General features: G+C 45.6%; 13 protein-coding genes. 6 read left to right on the top strand and 7 right to left on the bottom strand.

Features of this window, described 5'->3' with window-relative positions; all coding sequences use genetic code 11:
• The first annotated feature begins 10 nt into the window (after window positions 1-10).
• Window positions 11-811, top strand: a complete 801-nt coding sequence (locus LK436_RS15670; protein WP_044930537.1) for a pseudouridine synthase — start codon at window positions 11-13, stop codon at window positions 809-811.
• A 187-nt stretch (window positions 812-998) separates the two neighbouring features.
• Here LK436_RS15670 and LK436_RS15665 read toward each other — a convergent pair whose 3' ends face one another.
• Window positions 999-1565: a nitroreductase family protein gene (locus LK436_RS15665; protein WP_008395532.1), complete on the bottom strand. Its 567-nt coding sequence runs from the start codon at window positions 1563-1565 to the stop codon at window positions 999-1001.
• A 348-nt stretch (window positions 1566-1913) separates the two neighbouring features.
• On the opposite strand from LK436_RS15665, the gene LK436_RS15660 reads away from it, so the two are divergent.
• From LK436_RS15660 to LK436_RS15640, 5 genes are all read left to right on the top strand, one after another.
• A complete protein-coding gene (locus LK436_RS15660) occupies window positions 1914-3788 on the top strand; it encodes a BglG family transcription antiterminator (RefSeq protein WP_044930392.1) in 1875 nt (624 codons plus the stop codon).
• A gap of 20 nt (window positions 3789-3808) precedes the next feature.
• Window positions 3809-4213, top strand: a complete 405-nt coding sequence (locus LK436_RS15655) for a PTS sugar transporter subunit IIA (RefSeq protein WP_008395530.1) — start codon at window positions 3809-3811, stop codon at window positions 4211-4213.
• Window positions 4214-4374: 161 nt separating this feature from the next.
• Window positions 4375-4851 carry a PTS system mannose/fructose/N-acetylgalactosamine-transporter subunit IIB gene (locus tag LK436_RS15650; protein WP_044930534.1) on the top strand — a complete coding sequence of 159 codons (477 nt, stop codon included), beginning with the start codon at window positions 4375-4377 and terminating at the stop codon, window positions 4849-4851.
• An 11-nt stretch (window positions 4852-4862) separates the two neighbouring features.
• The gene (locus LK436_RS15645) at window positions 4863-6095 is read left to right on the top strand and encodes a M24 family metallopeptidase (protein WP_008395528.1); all 1233 of its coding nucleotides are present in this window, start codon (window positions 4863-4865) and stop codon (window positions 6093-6095) included.
• A gap of 42 nt (window positions 6096-6137) precedes the next feature.
• A complete protein-coding gene (locus LK436_RS15640; protein ID WP_008395527.1) occupies window positions 6138-7775 on the top strand; it encodes a PTS system mannose/fructose/sorbose family transporter subunit IID in 1638 nt (545 codons plus the stop codon).
• Window positions 7776-7796: 21 nt separating this feature from the next.
• On the opposite strand, the gene LK436_RS15635 is transcribed toward LK436_RS15640, so the two are convergent.
• The 6 genes from LK436_RS15635 to LK436_RS15610 form a co-directional block, all read right to left on the bottom strand.
• The gene (locus LK436_RS15635; RefSeq protein ID WP_008395526.1) at window positions 7797-8363 is read right to left on the bottom strand and encodes a prolyl-tRNA synthetase associated domain-containing protein; all 567 of its coding nucleotides are present in this window, start codon (window positions 8361-8363) and stop codon (window positions 7797-7799) included.
• Window positions 8364-8835: 472 nt separating this feature from the next.
• On the bottom strand, window positions 8836-9894 hold the full coding sequence (locus LK436_RS15630; protein ID WP_008395523.1) for a PDDEXK nuclease domain-containing protein: 1059 nt from the start codon (window positions 9892-9894) through the stop codon (window positions 8836-8838).
• Between the two features lie 355 nt (window positions 9895-10249).
• Entirely contained in the window at window positions 10250-13411 is a 3162-nt protein-coding gene (locus LK436_RS15625) for a type I restriction endonuclease subunit R (RefSeq protein ID WP_008395521.1), read from the bottom strand.
• Window positions 13412-13466: 55 nt separating this feature from the next.
• On the bottom strand, window positions 13467-14729 hold the full coding sequence (locus tag LK436_RS15620) for a restriction endonuclease subunit S (protein ID WP_227910099.1): 1263 nt from the start codon (window positions 14727-14729) through the stop codon (window positions 13467-13469).
• Window positions 14719-16221: a type I restriction-modification system subunit M gene (locus LK436_RS15615; protein ID WP_008395516.1), complete on the bottom strand. Its 1503-nt coding sequence runs from the start codon at window positions 16219-16221 to the stop codon at window positions 14719-14721. Before LK436_RS15615 ends, LK436_RS15620 begins: the two co-directional genes overlap by 11 nt.
• Window positions 16211-16384, bottom strand: coding sequence for a helix-turn-helix domain-containing protein (locus LK436_RS15610; RefSeq protein WP_008395515.1), 174 nt, complete (start codon window positions 16382-16384; stop codon window positions 16211-16213). The genes LK436_RS15615 and LK436_RS15610 overlap by 11 nt, the downstream gene beginning before the upstream one ends.
• Window positions 16385-16469: the final 85 nt, after the last annotated feature.

The following is a 16469-nucleotide window of genomic DNA, read 5'->3' as shown; positions in this document are numbered from 1 at the left end:
AGGATACGGAATGGAAAAGGGAACGCAGGAGATCCGGCTGAACAAATTTCTCAGTGAGTCAGGATTCTGCTCCCGCCGGGAGGCGGATCGCCTGATTGAGGCGGGAGAGGTCCTGGTGGACGGAGCTGTGGCATCTATGGGGATGAAGATCAGGGAAGGGCAGCAGATAGAGGCGGACGGGACTCTGATTTCAGGAAAAGACAGGCCTGTAGTGCTGCTGGTCAATAAGCCCAGGGGGATTGTCTGCACCACCTCTGACCGGGACAGGGCAGAGAATATTGTGGATTTTATCGGCTATCCCCTGCGGGTGTACCCGGTGGGAAGGCTCGACAAGGATTCAGAGGGACTGATCCTGATGACCAACCAGGGGGAGCTGGTGAACCGGATTCTGAAGGGAAGATACGGACACGAGAAAGAGTATCTGGTGAGTGTGGACCGGGAGATCACAGAGCAGTTTCTGAACCGGATGAGGAAGGGAGTAAAGATTCTCGACACGGTGACAAGGCCCTGCACCGTGGAAAAAACAGGAGAAAAATCCTTCCGCATCATACTGACTCAGGGGCTGAACCGGCAGATCAGGAGGATGTGTGAGGCTTTAGGATACCGGGTGAGAACTCTGAAAAGAGTGAGGATTATGAACCTTCGTCTGGACGGCCTGAAGACAGGAGAGTACAGGGAGATTACCAGGGGAGAGTGGAAGGAGCTGACAGAGCTTCTGGAAGGAAAAGGAGAGCGGAGAAAAGCGGACCAGAAAAATGCAGGGAAACACAGTGAATTGGGACAGAGAGAGCCGGAAAAAGGCGGGAGATAGGCTGCCAGGGCCGGCCCGGGGCATTGAATGAAAAAGAATAAAGCCGCAGACGCGTGGACGAAAGGAGCTGAGCCATGCGCCTGCGGCTTTTCCTGTTTTGCCGGTATCTTTTTTCAGCAGTTCCCGCTTCTGAGAAACGGCTCCGGATTCAGCAGCGTCTGCATCCGCCCCAGGAAAGACGGGCTGTTTACCGGTCAGAGTCCCAGCTGTTGTAGCTGACAATGGAAGAGAGTTCTTTTCTCTGCTTTCTGCGGGGAGCGCCCGGGTTGGCCGGATAGCCCACGGTGATGATCAGGCGGGCTGTGGTGTCAGAAGGAATATGAAAGGCACTGTGCAGCCGTTCCTGGTTCATGGTGCAGATCATACAGGTTCCGAGTCCCAGGGAAGCGGCCTCGCAGCAGAGGGACATGGCGGCCATCCCTATATCCATCTGGGCGAAATGCTGGGAGCCGTAATGCTCGGCAACGCCAGGCTGAAGCTTTGCCTTCTCCTCGCAGATGATAAAGAAAGCGGGAACCCTGTTTCCCCACGGACAGCCGTTTAATCCCCCGTCCTCCAGACATTCGGTCAGCCGTTTTTTCGCCTCCGGCTCGTCAACGATGAGAAAATGCCAGGGCTGGGAGTTGCAGGCGCTGGGGCTTAAACGGGCCACATCTGCCAGGTGGGTGAGAAGCTCCCTGGAAACAGGAGCGTCGCTGTATACGCGGCAGCTTTCGCGGGTGTTCTGAAGTTCTTCAAATGTGTGAAAGTTCATACGAAATTCTCCTTTTTTTAAAATAGAATAGCGGCAAGTTCCGAAGACGGACAGGGCGCCGCCGGGAAAACAGGATGGATTACTTTTATTGTACTCCCGGCGCGGGAGATTTGCCATAGGATTTTTTCGAGGCAGCCCCGACGGACGTGCGGGGAGGAGGATGAACTGCTGTTCGGCTGTTTTGATGGCTTATAGGCTCCGGAATCAATGGTAAAATAAAACATCTCTGTCGGGATAATGCTGTTTACCTGAGTCCACATTAATATGGACAAAACATGGAATGGCCATCTGTTTCTATTTACAAACAAAGTTGTTACAATAAAGAAAATAATAGATAGAAAGGGAGAAATGAGAGAAAGACACGAAAAATTTATAAAATTACTGATAGAAAAAGAACAATTTATTCCCCTTCACATCTGCGCCGGAGAGCTGGGAGTATCGGAGAAAACCTTAAGGCGCGATATGGAGAGCCTGAACCGGGAACTGGAGAGAGATGGAGCATTTATTGAGAGGAGAGCAGGAGTCGGCATCCGTCTGAACCTGGATGGGGCTGACAGGGCTGCATTTTTTAATAATATGGCTCTCTGGGAGGCAGGGAAGGCAGAACGCCAGGGGATTGTCTGGGATCGAAATTCCAGAAGAATGGATCTGGCTTTGAATCTGCTTTTGTATACAGATGAGCCTGCCTCGCTTTCCGATCTGGCCTACAAATATTATGTGAGCAGGAGCAGCATTACCAAGGATTTAAAGGCAGTGGAAGAGTTTTTCAGCCGTCATGGCCTTCTGCTTGTTAAGGCGAAGAAGGGGGCGAGGGCAGATGGACCGGAGCAGAACATCCGGAAGGCTCTGACAGAGCTGATTGTCATGCTTCTGGACGCATCCGGGAAGGAAGCAGAGGAACCTGCGGTGGAGTCAGACATGATGATGACAATTCTGGACTGTTTTTCGGAAGATGATCTGATCTGTGTGGAGAAAATTCTGAGAAGGATAGAGGAGAGGCAGAACTACTATTTTGATGAGCTGGAGTATGGCCGCGTATCAGTGGGGCTGCTGGTCACGATATACCGTATCAGGGAGGGATTTTCTATTCCGCCAAAAGAGACGGGAGAGGATGGGAAGCACAGAGGAATCTACAGGGATCTTGCAGGGAAGATTGCCGATGGGCTCACAGAGGACTATGGTATGGAGATTTCTGCCACAGAACAGGCTGCCATGGCAGCTCTCCTGGAAACCACCCACCTGTCGGACTCTCTTGCAGATTCCGGCCAGGAGGCAGATACAGAGCTGTTCGACGCCTTTGGGAGTGACTTTATCGACGCCTTTTCTGTCATCATGGAGGTAAATCTGCGGGAGGAGTCGGGGCTTTACCAGAATATTATGGCTCACATTGCCCTGATGCTGAGGCGTGTGAAGGCGAATACAACGGCCAGAAATCCCCTGACTGCACAGATTATGGAAGAGTATATGGGAACGATCAATGTATGCCAGGTTATCTGCTGGATTCTTTCCAGAAAATTCAGGCTCCCGGATATCAGCATGGATGAGATCTGTTATCTGACTCTCTATATACAGGGAGAGATCCTGGAGAAGGAGGAGAAGGCGAAGGTGCTTCTGGTGTCGAACCAGCAAAAGGGCATTGTCAACCTGATGCGGCATAAGCTGCTGACCCGCCATTCCAAGTGGGAGATTACAGAATGCAGCTATTATGGCTTTTTTGAGAGAGAGCAGGAGACCTATGACTTTGTCCTGTCCACGCTCTTTCTGGATCCGAAGGAGTGCAGGATTCCCTATGCGTTCGTGTCTCCTATGCTGAGTGCAGAGGACTGGAAGCATATAGAAGCAATATCACGCTATGCAAAAGAATTTCCTCAGAGGTATCTGCAGAAGCTGGCAGGGACGGTGAATGATCTGAGAGACATTGGCTGTGAAGTAAGAACCGTGGGCAGAGAAAAAACATTTTTGCCGGATCTTCAGTCAGTCTGCATTGAAGGGCAGAAGAAGATACGCTATCACTACCTGTTCCGGCCTGGAGGAGGAAACAGATGCCGTTTCGTGGCAGACTGTCCGTCCGGGAAAATCAGAGCTGTGGAATTTGAGATGGATAACTGGGATTTTATGCTGTTTGCCTCAAAGCTGATTTACCTGCTGGGAAGCTGCAGGGATGATATTCTGGACGAATTTTATAACTATCTGCTGCATGGCTCGGGGGAGGAATCCCTGTGACCACAGAGGGGAGGAGAAGGATGTATAAAATTATTATTTTTACCCATGATGTGCTGTCGAGGGGACTTCTTGAGACGTCCCGCATTGTTATGGGGGAACAGCCGGACATCGAGACGTATTCGGTGACCCTTGGCTGTGATCTGGAGGAGCTGAGAGCGTGTGTGAAAAACTCGATTGAACATTCTGAGAGGGAGGGGCAGGAGGTGCTTGTTCTTACGGATCTCATGTACGGCACACCGTTCAATATGATGGCAGAGCTTCAGGAAACCCACTGCTTTTCACATATTACAGGGGTCAATCTGCCCATGCTTCTGGAAGCCATCAACAGGCGGCAGGAGCCCCTGTCTGAGAGCACCAACGGAGAGCTGGTGAAGGCAGCTAAAAACAGCATTTTTGACTGCCGAAAGTTCTTAGGTACAATCTGAATCCGCGGCAGAGCGGAGGAAGGGTGAATACTGCAAGGCAGAAGAATGAGAAGGGAGAAGGAAGGCAGGGAAGAGGAAGAGCAGGGAAAAGGAAGAGCAGGAGAAAAACAGATAACAGGAGTAAAAGGAAGAAAAGAAAGAAAAGAAAGGTGAAGGGAAGAATGAGAAACATTGTGCTTACAAGGATTGACGATCGTCTGATCCACGGGCAGGTTGTGACCGCCTGGATCAGAAGGTATCCGATCAACAGAATTTTGATTGTGGATGACGAGCTGTCAAAAAACAGGCTGATGGAGCGAATTTACAGGGCGGCGGCCCCGGTCGGGACGGAGGTGCTGATAAAGCCGGTGCAGGAGGCGGCAGCCTTTCTTCGGGAGGACGGGGAGAGAGGAGAAAACATTCTGATTCTGGTGAAGGTTCCTCAGGTGATAGAAGCACTCCTGGAAGGGGAGGTGGAAATAAAAAAGGTGATACTGGGAGGAATGGCAGCAGGAAAGGGACGGAAAACCTTTATCAGAAATGTGTCAGCCAGCAGGGAGGAGATAGAGTGTATGAGGCACATTTCAGAGAGAGGAATCGAGCTGAGCTATCAGCTTGTGCCGGATGAGAAGGAGACGGATCTGAAAAAACTGCTGTAGAGGAGGAAGAGATGGGGGATAAAAGTTATTTAAAATCATTTTCCAGAGAGGAATATCTGACCCATGTAGGAAAGCTGCAGAGGCGCATGGAGGAGGAGGGACTTGACCTGCTTTTACTGTCATCGCCGGAAAACATCTATTATGCCACAGGATACCGCTCCTGGTACACCTCAAGCCTGTTCCGGCCGGTATTTGTCTTTGTGCCGGTGAAGGGGGAGCCTGGGATCTATCTGAGAATTCTTGAGAAAACCACGGTGGAGAATACAAGCTGGTGTCCGAACATTTACTGCTCCGGCTCCCCGGAGAGGAGGCTGGGAAAACTAAATGACGCAGATCCGAAGGATGCCCTGAGACAGTTTATCTGCTCCCTTGACTGCACGGTAAAGCGTGTGGGCCTGGAAGCCGGGGACGGCCTCCACTACTTCTGGTCTTTGAACCTTCTGAAGGAGTTATCAGAGGAATTTCGGGGACAGCTTGAATTCTGTGACGGAACCAGGGCAATTCAGAGGGCGAGGATGATCAAGACAGACTGGGAGACAGAGCGGATCCGGACAGCGGGCTATGTGACAGAGCGGGCTATAGTGGATGCGTTCCGGGAGATAAGGGCAGGCATTACAACGGAGAAGGAGATTGCCAGGAGCATTGCATCGAAAATGGCTGCCGGGGGAGTTGACCGGATTTCCTATCTGACGGTCAATTCAGGAACAGACAAGTACAGTACCTTTAACAGCTACGCTACAGACCGGGTGGTGAGAGAGGGGGAGATTGTGCTTGTGGATATCAGCGGGCACATCGACGGCTATGCCTCGGATCTGACGAGAACCATGTTTTTGGGAAAACGGCCTCCTGAAATCTACCTGGAGATGGCAGAAATTGCCAGAGAATGTGTCCATGAGGGATTCCGTGCTCTGAGGCCGGGAAGGCCGGTGAGAGAGGTCAGTGATGCGGTGGAGGAGTATCTGAGAAATGCCAGGTATGGAAGGGAAGTGCTGCACACAAGCGGCCATGCCATCGGGCTGAATGTGACAGAATATCCCAATATTACAGGCTCTGAGGAGGAGACTGTACAGCCGGGAATGGTATTTGCCATCGAAAACGGTGTGTACCCCTATGACAGGGAGCAGGGAGCCTCCTCGATCTGGATCTCATTCCGGATGGAGGACGAGGCCCTGGCCACAGAGGGGGAGGCGAAATGGCTCTCCGGCCCCGGGCATGCCCTGTATACATATGAGGACTTTGTGTAGCAAGAAAAGCCGCGGAAAAACAAAGAGAGGGAGGGTTACTGGATGATTATTATTAAGGCGCTGCTGCTGGCTGTCACGGCCAATCTGGCCAGCGGAAGGGTTTGGAGCCCGATTACATGGCCGTTTTGTTACCCGTTAATTAATGGAACTGTAGTGGGATTTATTTTGGGCGATCCGCTCTTGGGACTTATGGCCGGAGCCACCATCAACCTGGCCTATATCGGCTGGATCTCTGCAGGGGGAACGATGCCGTCCAACATCGGAATCGCAGGCGTGTACGGGACAGCTATCACGGTGCTTGCCAAGGCGTCGCCGGAGCTGGGCATCACACTGGCCATCCCCATCGGCCTTCTGGGAGTCCTTCTGTGGAATCTCCAGATGACGCTCAACGTGTTCTGGGTGCACAGACTTGACAGCAATGCAGAAAAGGGAGAGATAAACAAGATTTTCTTTAACGCCTGGCTGTTTCAGCAGCTTACCTGTCTGGCAATCAACGGATTTCCGGCCTTTATCCTGATGTTCTTAGGCGGAGATTTCTTTACAGAGCTTCTGGGAAGGATTCCGGAGTCCTTTGTCAATGCCCTGAGTGTGACGGGAAATATTCTCCCGGCAGTGGGAGTGGCCATGCTGCTTAACTATCTGGGAAAGAAAAAAATGTTTCCGTTTTTTGTCATCGGCTTTTTCCTTGCAACCTATCTGAATCTGCAGATTATGCCGATCGCTATTTTCGGAGCCTGCCTGGCACTCTTAAGCTACTATGGAGGCCAGGGAAATAAGAATTTAACAGAAACGAGCTGGGCGGCGGAAGAGACGGATACGGAGGGAGACAGCAAAGAAAAATCAGGAAAAGAGGGACTGTCGGTACGTCTCAGGCGTTCGGATCTCATCAAACACTGGCTTATCGGACTGGGAGCTGAGGTAGGATATAACTATGAGAGGATGCAGGCGTCGGGAAATGTTCTGGCCATGGTTCCCATTATCAGGAGGCTGTATAAAGATCCCAAGGATATCAGCGATGCCCTGAAGCGTTACCTCGTATTTTTCAATACAGAGCCGTCTTTCATCGGCAACGTGATTCCCGGCATCTGCGCTTCTCTGGAGGAGGAAAGGGCGAACGGAGCTGAAATTTCAGATGAGATGATCAATGGGCTGAGGACAGGCTTGATGGGACCTCTGGCAGGCGTCGGAGATAGTCTGGCAGGCGGCGTGATTTACCCCATTGCAGTGTCTATGGGCTGTTCCATGGCTTTAAACGGAAACTTTGCCGGCCCGGTGCTGTTTTTCGTAATTTTTACAGGGATTATGCTTGTGGTGGGTTATAATCTGTATTTTATGGGATACAGGAAGGGAAGTCAGGCCGTGATGGCTCTTCTGGGAGAAGGAGGAAATTCCATCACAAGGCTGACAGACGCCTTCGGTATTTTGGGACTTATGGTAATAGGAGCCATGGGAGCGCAGAAGGTTCTGGTGTATGTGCCGGCTGTATTTTCTGTGGGGCAGACCTCCGTTGTCATCCAGGATGTGCTGAACGGGGTAGTCATGAATATTCTTCCCTTTGGAATTATCATTGGAGCCTGGATGCTTCTGAGAAGGAAGGTATCCCCGATCCTTGTGGTTCTGCTTTTGATGGCAGTGGGGATTGTGGGCTATTATCTGGGAATCCTGGGACTGGCCGTGTAGAAAGCACAGAGGGCAGCTTTGCTATTCCAGCCAGGGGAGATCTACAAGCGTATACTCGTGCCCCAGAGCGGGAAGGATTTTATCCAGCAGATCACAGGTTCTGATTTTCAGGCTGGAAGTGTTGATACAGGGGTGACAGCCGAAGTATCCATCCTTCAGCACATCTCTGTCAATCGCCAGCCTGACACGGTTTTCTGTATCGTTCATCAGCCCCAGAACACTGACGGAACCGGGGGTGATGTCGAGAAACTGTTCCATAAATTCAGCAGATGCAAAGGACAGTCTGGAGCAGCCCATCTGTTTGGAAAAAATGGCTGTTTTGAACTTTTTTTCACCCGGCATCAGCAGAAGGTAAAAGTTTGTCTTCTGGGCATTGCACAGGAACAGGTTTTTACAGATACGGATCTGCAGCAGAGCCTCGACTTCATGGCAGACCTCGATGGTATCTGTGGGATCGTGATCCATCCTCTGGTAGGAAACGCCGAGGCTGTCTAAGAAGTCATAGGCTCGAAGTTCTTTGGGAAGGCGGCCCTCCTCAAAGGAGGGCCGGCCGGTGTATATGGTTTTATCGATGAAAAGGTTGGTCATTAGTTAGAGCTCCTTTGTCAGTATAGTTGGTAATTGGACTTTGGGGTACAGTGGGGGAACGGCGGCTCGAATATGCAGGCAAAGGCCAGCGAAGCAATATTAATTTGAATCCGCGCTCCCGGGCAGGGAGCGACAGCAATTTTTTGTAAATAATTTCCCCGTTCTTTCAGAACCATTAAGCAATTATACTTGATGGATTTTCCCAGTGCAAGCCTGCATTCTGTTTTACCCATGAAATACAAAAATGGTATCGGTATTCAGGTGCGAATCTTCCGGGAAATCTATATGTGCCTGGTATTCGCACCTGTTTTCAAATTTTTCTATTTTCTTATTTTCTCCAGTTTCACCACACACTCGCAGTGTGTTGAAGCTGTGTTTCTGATTCCCCAAAAGCAGAATTCCCTCTTGGCGGAACCCTAAATTACAGCCATTGAGTACACAGGTTGTAATTGTGCCACAGCCTGTGGCACAATTACTCCAGCTCTTTTTCAATTTCTTCAATGGACGGAAGACTGCTTCGCAGTTCCTCCGGCAATGACTTGGCAATCTGATTTTTCCATTCTGCTACACCAATCGGATTCTGGTATCCGGCCAGAGAATACTCCACTACGGTTTCATTTTTCCCTTTGACCAATAACAGACCAATTGTCGGCTTATCATCTGGATGTCGTAAAACATCATTAACTACGTTTTGATACATATTTAACTGGCTGATAAATCCCGGCTCAAAATCACAGGCTTTCAGTTCAATCACAACGTAGCACCGCAATTTCAGATGATAAAACAAAAGATCAATATAGAAATCGTCACCGCCAACTTCCAGATGCACCTGTCTGCCCACAAAGGCAAATCCCTGTCCCAATTCCAACAGAAAACTTTGAATATGTTCTGTCAGCTGTCGTTCTATTTCCACCTCTCTGCGAGGCATATCTGTTCCAAGAAAATCAAACAGATATGGATCTTTGAACGCCTGATTTACCATATCAGAGTCCACCGGCGGAAGCGCTACTGGGAAATTGTTCACACTTCTGCCCGATCGTTCCATAAGTCTACTCTGAATCTGCAGTTCCAGAACATTACTGCTCCAACCGTTTTCTATTGTTTTATGCGCATACCACTTACGGCTTTCTTCCGAATCCAATTTATCCAACAACATTCGATTTGTTCGCCACGGAATTTGTGCCACAACCTGTTGCACAAATTCAAAATCAGGCCAGCATTCGGCAAATTTCCGCATATATTTGATATTTCTCGGAGAAAATCCAGACATATCGGGGAATGCGTCCTTCAAGTCTTTAGCCATGCGGTCGATAACTTTCGCTCCCCATCCGTCCTTCTCCTGCTTTTTTATAATAGCTTTGCCAATGTTCCAGTAAAGACAAATCATACTGGAATTTGCATTCAATACGACCGCGATCCGCTGCTTTTGAATCTCTGCTTTTATTTCTTCTATAAATTTCAAATAAGTATCACTTATCTCGGAAAGATTTGGAGCGACAGGAAATATCACCCCGTCTCTATTCTTTCCCATACGCTTTCTGTTATCCAATTTATCGCCTCGCAATTTTTCACATTTCTATGATTTTAAAAAATGTACTTCTTTCAAAGTATTAATATTTCCGCTTTAAAACTATCGGTTCAATCCAAAATCAGGGTATTATTTTTTCGCATTCTTCTCTAATTCCCGCATACACTTGTCAAAATCAGACATGCTGTCCTGAACGCCACGATACCTTTCAAATTCTGTCTCATCTTTTGGATCAGCCATATATTCCCATAGTGCATTTCAATGCTGTCCGACTGGTCACCTGCAGCGGCGATATGGGGCTGATATTCTGCCTGTGTATCAAAAGATTGCCTTCACATACATCCATACTGCACCTCCATTACTTCTTTTCTCCATAAGGAAACGTAGTCTCTGCCACCATGCCCAGTTCTGTTTCAGATACATATTTATAGAGCTTTGCCTCTTTTTGGGGATCAACATTATCTGTCCAAAGCTCGCACTGGCTGATTACTGTGCTTATTGCAAAATCGTAATCTTCCGGCGGGTACTTATATTTCTTAAGAAGCCGCTTAACCATCTTTCGCATCTGCGCTCTGGCTGTTTCTTTCTTTTGCCAATCGATGGTTCGATTCTTGCGGAGCATTTCTGTAAGTTCTCTTGTCAGAGAAATCAATTCATCATTCTTGTAAAAATCCTTGATATGCTCTGGTTTTGTAAGGGCATCATAGAATGCAAGCTCTTCTTGTGAAAGCCCCAGTTCCTTACCGTTCTTATAAAGATTTGCAATTTCCTCCGCTGTTTTTAATAGTTCTTTTATGACCTCTTCATTGGTAATAAGGCCGTTATAATAAGAATTCATCAGCTGTGCTATCTTTTCAGAGAATTTCTGTGACTGCACCACATTTGTTTTCTTGTAGAGAGCTACCTGCTCTGCCATGAGTTTTTTCAAAATTTCGACAGCTATATTCTTTTCCTTCATTCTGGAGATTTCATCCAGAACTGCCGGATCAAACAAGCTGAAATTTTCACCGCCGTTCTTGCTGCTATCAAATAAGCTGATAACACCTTCGCTCTGTACTGCTGCCTTCAGAAGTTCATTGATCTGGTCATTGATCTCAGTAAGTGACAGGCTCTTTCCACCGGTGCCACCATAAGTAATCTTGATAATCGTGGAACGTAAAGCTTCCATATAAGCCGCTTCATGCCTTTCCTGCTCCGTTGTCATACTGGAGCAAAGCGAATGGGACTGCTTCAAAAGCATAGCTTCCTTCAAAAACATATCTTTTCTTTCTGGTACACTTGCATCGAGAATAAAGTTCACACCACCCGTGATGAGCTTAGCCATTGTAAGCGGAGAACCTCCTATAAATCCGCTGAAATCAAAGCCATGCATTAAATCTTTACAAACCTGCAGCTTTTCTTGAAACTTCGGATATGCCATCTTTGCAATGTTCATGTCACCGTATTTAGATTGATCACGCTTAGTATATTCTTTCATTGCTGCCTTTAGGGCTGAAGCAATTCCAACATAGTCTACGATCAATCCACCTTCTTTATCCTTAAATACACGGTTAACACGGGCAATGGCCTGCATCAAGTTGTAACCACGCATTGGCTTGTACACATACATGGTAGCTAAAGAAGGTACATCGAATCCGGTAAGCCACATATCTACAACGATGGCTATTTTCATTGGATCATTATTGTCTTTAAACTTCCTTGCAAGTTCTTCTTTATGTGCCTTTGTCCCAATAATCTCTTTCCAATCTTCAGGATCGTTATTGCCCCCAGTCATAACTACACCGACTTTGTCCGCCCATGTAGGTCTCATTTCCAAGATACGGCGATAGATTTTCATTGCAATCGGACGGGAATAAGCTACAATCATTGCTTTGCCCGTAAGAAGGTTTGCTCTGTATTTTTCGTAATGGTTAATAATGTCGTCACAAAGTGAATCAATAGTGGAGTCAGCACCCAAAACACTTTCCATCTGACCAAGCATTTTTTTACTCTTCTCAATAGCTGCGGCATCAGACTGTTGCTCTAAGACATCGTAGGTAGAATCGATTAACGCCAGTGTATTCTCATCCAACTTCAAATGAACAACTCGACTTTCGTAATAAACAGGTCTTGTGGCGCCATCTTCCACTGCCTGTGTCATATCATAAACATCAATATAATCACCGAAAACTTCACGGGTATTTCTGTCTTTAACTGAAATTGGTGTGCCGGTAAATCCGATAAATGTAGCATTGGGTAATGCGTCATGAATAATGCGTGCATTACCAATTACGGTATGGGCTTCCTTTTCACCATTTTCATTCTCTGACATAACGATTTTCTCATCAAAACCATACTGACCACGATGCGCTTCGTCTGCCATAACAACAATGTTCCTGCGTTCCGAGAGAGCTTTCTCTCCACGCTCAAACTTAAACATCGTAGTAAATATAATTCCATTAGCACTCCTGCCCTCCAGAAGCGATTTCAAATGTTCCTTGCTTTCTGCCTGTACCGGCGTCTGGTGCAAGAAATCGGCACACTGCGAAAACTGTGCATAGAGCTGATCGTCCAGATCAATACGGTCTGTCATGACGACGATGGTTGGGCTCTCTAATGCTTCCTGCAGTAAATGTGCATAGAAAACCATAGATAATGACTTACCGGATCCCTGTGTATGCCAGAACACACCGCCCTTGCCATCGGTCTTAGTAGCTACTTTTGCTTTCTCAATAGCTTTGCGAACTGCAAAATACTGATGGTATCCTGCTAGCACTTTAAATCTTCCAGTGCTTGTACCAGAAAATAGAATAAAATTTTTTAATATATCCAGTAGACGCCCTTTCTGGAACATTCCTTCATAGAAAGTTTCAAATCTGGCAAATGAAGTATCTTCATAATTGCCATCTTTCGTCTTCCACTCCATAAAGCGGTCAAGCCCAGAAGTAATTGTTCCTGCTTTATTTGTAGACAAATCGCTAATTACACAGATTGCATTGTAATAGAAAATAGACGGAATATCTTTCATATAGTTGCGAATCTGATTATAGGCATTTTCCGCACCAACCTCGTCTTTTGCCGGACTTTTCAGTTCCATCAAAACTAGCGGTAATCCATTTATAAATAAAATAACATCTGGACGTCGATTATTTCCATTTTCAAGGAAAGTAAACTGATTTACTACATAAAAGGTGTTATTCTTCTCATTCTCATAATCAATAAGACGCACTATCGAAGAATACTCTTCACCTTTCACAAAAAATTTCACGGTAATACCATTTTGCAAATAGTCCATAAAAATAGTGTTTTTCTGCAAAAGGCTTCCTGTTTCAAAATTTCTAAGTTTAGATAACGCCTCATCTATAGCTTCCAGAGGCAGACCACGGTTGATACGTACCAAACTATCTCGCAGAATAGAGTCCAGAAATGGACTGGTATAATCTCTATCTAAATCCGGAGCGTAGAGATGGTCATAGCCCATGTTTTCAAACAATTCGATGATTGCTTGTTCATATGTATCCTCTGTAAATATATTTGGCATATTCAACCTCCTGTATTTTTCGCTATATTTCTATGGTAAACGATAATTTAGTAGCTTAGAACTGGATGTCGGAGACATCGATCTCGCCGGACATCAATCTAGGCAAAAGAGTGTCTCGGAGTTGTGCCAATCGCTGATTTTCAAGCTGATTACTTATAATGGCTTCAAACATCGGAAGTGTTATCTCAGAAAAAGCCGTATTTACTTTTTCAGATGGCAAAATAGTTCGAGAAGCCTTAATTTCAGCAGATGACAGATTAACTTGAACGCCACTATTGGCTCTACTGCGAAGGTCAATAAGAAAATCTTTGCTGTTTGTGAGTAAATAGATAAATGGATATGTAATTCCTTTATACCCATTTGTCCTCAAGAGTCCAACTCGTTGATTGACAATGTATTCATTATCTATCGGCATAATAGCCGTGTTTCCCAATATTGCGACATTGTCTTTCATATCAGTCATTGCCATAAGTATATCGCCTTTTTTTAAGACAAATTTTCCCAATTTTGAAGCAAGCCTCTTCGGATACCAGCTTTTTGTTCCATCGGGAATAAACCCACCACCACGAGCAATATGCCCTTGTTTGAAAACCTGGTAGCAATCAGAAGATGGTTCGTTAAGAAGTTCTTTGCTCTTAAAGGCATAACCGTTTTGGAAGTCAACAATTTTTTCAAAAGGAACAACTTCCAACTCTGATGGCATAGTTCCATTAAAAGGTTCAAAATCAACGAACCACGACTTAAATAACAGCTGAGCTTGCCGCTCTAAATTATCGTTTATCTTTTTGTTTATTTCAATTTTCTCTGAAAACGCAAAATAATAATCCCCAATTATTTTTTGGATTTCCATTGAAGGTATTGGTATCAATAATTGGTCAAAAAAACTTTTCTTGAAATGCGGTATAACATCCCCAACACTTGTCTGTTCTATCTGTTTTTGAATTTTTACACTTCTTAAAACAGATAGCAAATATTTGTTATAAACTTTTGCATCATTTACTCTCAACGCTACCATATCCTGGGCAATACAAAAATCAATAGGATCAGGAACCATACACACTCGTCCTGGAGTACCTTTGCATACAAATAAAATATCGCCCGGTTTTGGATGTGCCCGAAACCAATTTTGATATGTTTCCTCGCTTAAATATCGAATTTTTTCATATGATGGATATAAACTTTCATTTCTCACACAATTCGTAGCAATTAGAATATGTCCACTATGTGTCGTTGGCACAGTCTTTCCTCTATTATCAACAATAAATGATAATATTTCCGGCAATGGTTTTTTCTCAAAACTCCAAATATCAAACTTCATACCCAATCGCCCCCAATTTCTTACGAATTTCATCTTCTAACTCGTGGGACTTAGCAAACATATTCGACAACTCAGATGTAAGACGTGTCATCTTTTCTTCAAATGGCTCATCGTCCTCTTCCTGTTCCTCGATGCCTACATAGCGACCAGGTGTAAGAATATAATTTTGTTTCTCAATTTCAGCTGTATCTGCAACAGCACAAAAGCCTTTGATATTTTCAAGTGTTCCATCAACAAAAGCTTCATAGGTGTCTGAAATCTTATTGATGTCCGCATCTGTCAACTCACGAAGTTTTCGATTCACCATCGTTCCCATCTTGCGAGCATCAATAAATAAAGTCTTTCCTGATTGTTTCTTTTGCTTATTGATAAACCATAGGGAAACTGGAATCTGCGTTGTATAGAAAAGCTGAGTGGGCATTGCAACAATACATTCCACCAAATCAGCATTGATGATATTCTTACGGATTTCACCTTCTCCACCTGACTGGGAAGAAAGTGAACCATTCGCCAATACCATGCCAATACGACCTGCAGGTGCAAGATGGTAAATCATATGCTGCAGCCAGGCAAAGTTGGCATTTCCTGCAGGCGGTGTTCCATATTTCCAGCGCTGATCTTCTTTTAGTTTATCCAATCCCCAATCGGAAAGGTTAAAAGGAGGATTAGCCATAATATAATCTGCCCGCAATGTTGGATGGCAATCCTTCAAAAATGTATCTGCAGCATAAGGTCCGAGATCCGGTTCAATTCCTCGGATAGCAAGATTCATTTGTGCCAACTTCCATGTAGTAGGATTTGAGTCCTGACCGTAGATAGAGATATTGCTGATGTTGCCACTGTGATTCTCTACAAATTTTGCAGACTGGACAAACATACCACCAGAGCCACAACAAGGATCATATACTCTGCCCTTAAAAGGCTTTAATACTTCTACTAAGGTACGTACTACACAAGATGGTGTAAAGAATTCACCACCACGTTTACCTTCTTGTTCAGCAAACATAGAAAGGCAATACTCATAAGTACGGCCCAGTATATCTTTTTCGCTCCCATGCTCAATCATCTGGATATTAGTGAATAAATCCACCACATCTCCCAGTCTGCGTTTGTCTAATTCCGGACGCGCGAAATTCTTAGGAAGAATATCCTTTAGTCGTTTATTTTCTTTTTCGATGGCACGCATGGCATCATCAATAACTGTACCGATTTCCGGTGTATGTGCTTTCGCTGCAATATCTCTCCAACGTGCACCTGCTGGTACAAAGAAAATACCTTCCGATGTATATTCATCAATATCTTCCTCGAATCCGTCTCCTTCTTCTACTAAAGCCTTATATTTTTCATCAAATCGGTCTGAAATATATTTCAAAAAAATCAATCCTAGAACCACATTTTTATATTCTGATGCATCCATGTTTCCTCGAAGAACGCAAGCAGCATCCCATATTTGTTTTTCAAAGCCAATTGCAGCTGTATTTTTATCTGGCATCTTCGTTTTCCCCCTCTGTTAGCTTATCTGGAATAAATTCCATAATATCGGAAACATCGCAGTTCAATTCATTGCAAATCCTTACCAAAACATCGGTAGTAACATTTTCATCATTGGTAAGCTTGTCTAAAGTTGATGAACTGATTTTGGCATCTTTTCTCAAGTCAGATTTTTACATCCTGCAGCTGTTCCTGAAACATAACAAAATCTACCCTGCAAAATATTAACCATAGCCTAAGCTCATATTC

The organism is Clostridium sp. M62/1 (assembly GCF_020736365.1).
GTDB lineage: Bacteria > Bacillota > Clostridia > Lachnospirales > Lachnospiraceae > Otoolea > Otoolea saccharolyticum_A.
Note: the sequence above shows the minus strand (reverse complement) of the source record. Positions and strands in the feature narration are given on the sequence as shown.

Excerpts from the sequence above, each read along its gene's own strand:
- LK436_RS15655 (WP_008395530.1), top strand. The coding sequence starts at position 3,809 with ATGTATAAAATTATTATTTTTACCCATGATGTGCTGTCGAGGGGACTT.
- LK436_RS15640 (WP_008395527.1), top strand. The coding sequence starts at position 6,138 with ATGATTATTATTAAGGCGCTGCTGCTGGCTGTCACGGCCAATCTGGCC.
- LK436_RS15620 (WP_227910099.1), bottom strand. The coding sequence starts at position 14,729 with ATGAAGTTTGATATTTGGAGTTTTGAGAAAAAACCATTGCCGGAAATA.
- LK436_RS15625 (WP_008395521.1), bottom strand. The coding sequence starts at position 13,411 with ATGCCAAATATATTTACAGAGGATACATATGAACAAGCAATCATCGAA.
- LK436_RS15630 (WP_008395523.1), bottom strand. The coding sequence starts at position 9,894 with ATGGGAAAGAATAGAGACGGGGTGATATTTCCTGTCGCTCCAAATCTT.
- LK436_RS15660 (WP_044930392.1), top strand. The coding sequence starts at position 1,914 with ATGAGAGAAAGACACGAAAAATTTATAAAATTACTGATAGAAAAAGAA.
- LK436_RS15645 (WP_008395528.1), top strand. The coding sequence starts at position 4,863 with ATGGGGGATAAAAGTTATTTAAAATCATTTTCCAGAGAGGAATATCTG.
- LK436_RS15650 (WP_044930534.1), top strand. The coding sequence starts at position 4,375 with ATGAGAAACATTGTGCTTACAAGGATTGACGATCGTCTGATCCACGGG.
- LK436_RS15670 (WP_044930537.1), top strand. The coding sequence starts at position 11 with ATGGAAAAGGGAACGCAGGAGATCCGGCTGAACAAATTTCTCAGTGAG.
- LK436_RS15615 (WP_008395516.1), bottom strand. The coding sequence starts at position 16,221 with ATGCCAGATAAAAATACAGCTGCAATTGGCTTTGAAAAACAAATATGG.
- LK436_RS15635 (WP_008395526.1), bottom strand. The coding sequence starts at position 8,363 with ATGACCAACCTTTTCATCGATAAAACCATATACACCGGCCGGCCCTCC.
- LK436_RS15665 (WP_008395532.1), bottom strand. The coding sequence starts at position 1,565 with ATGAACTTTCACACATTTGAAGAACTTCAGAACACCCGCGAAAGCTGC.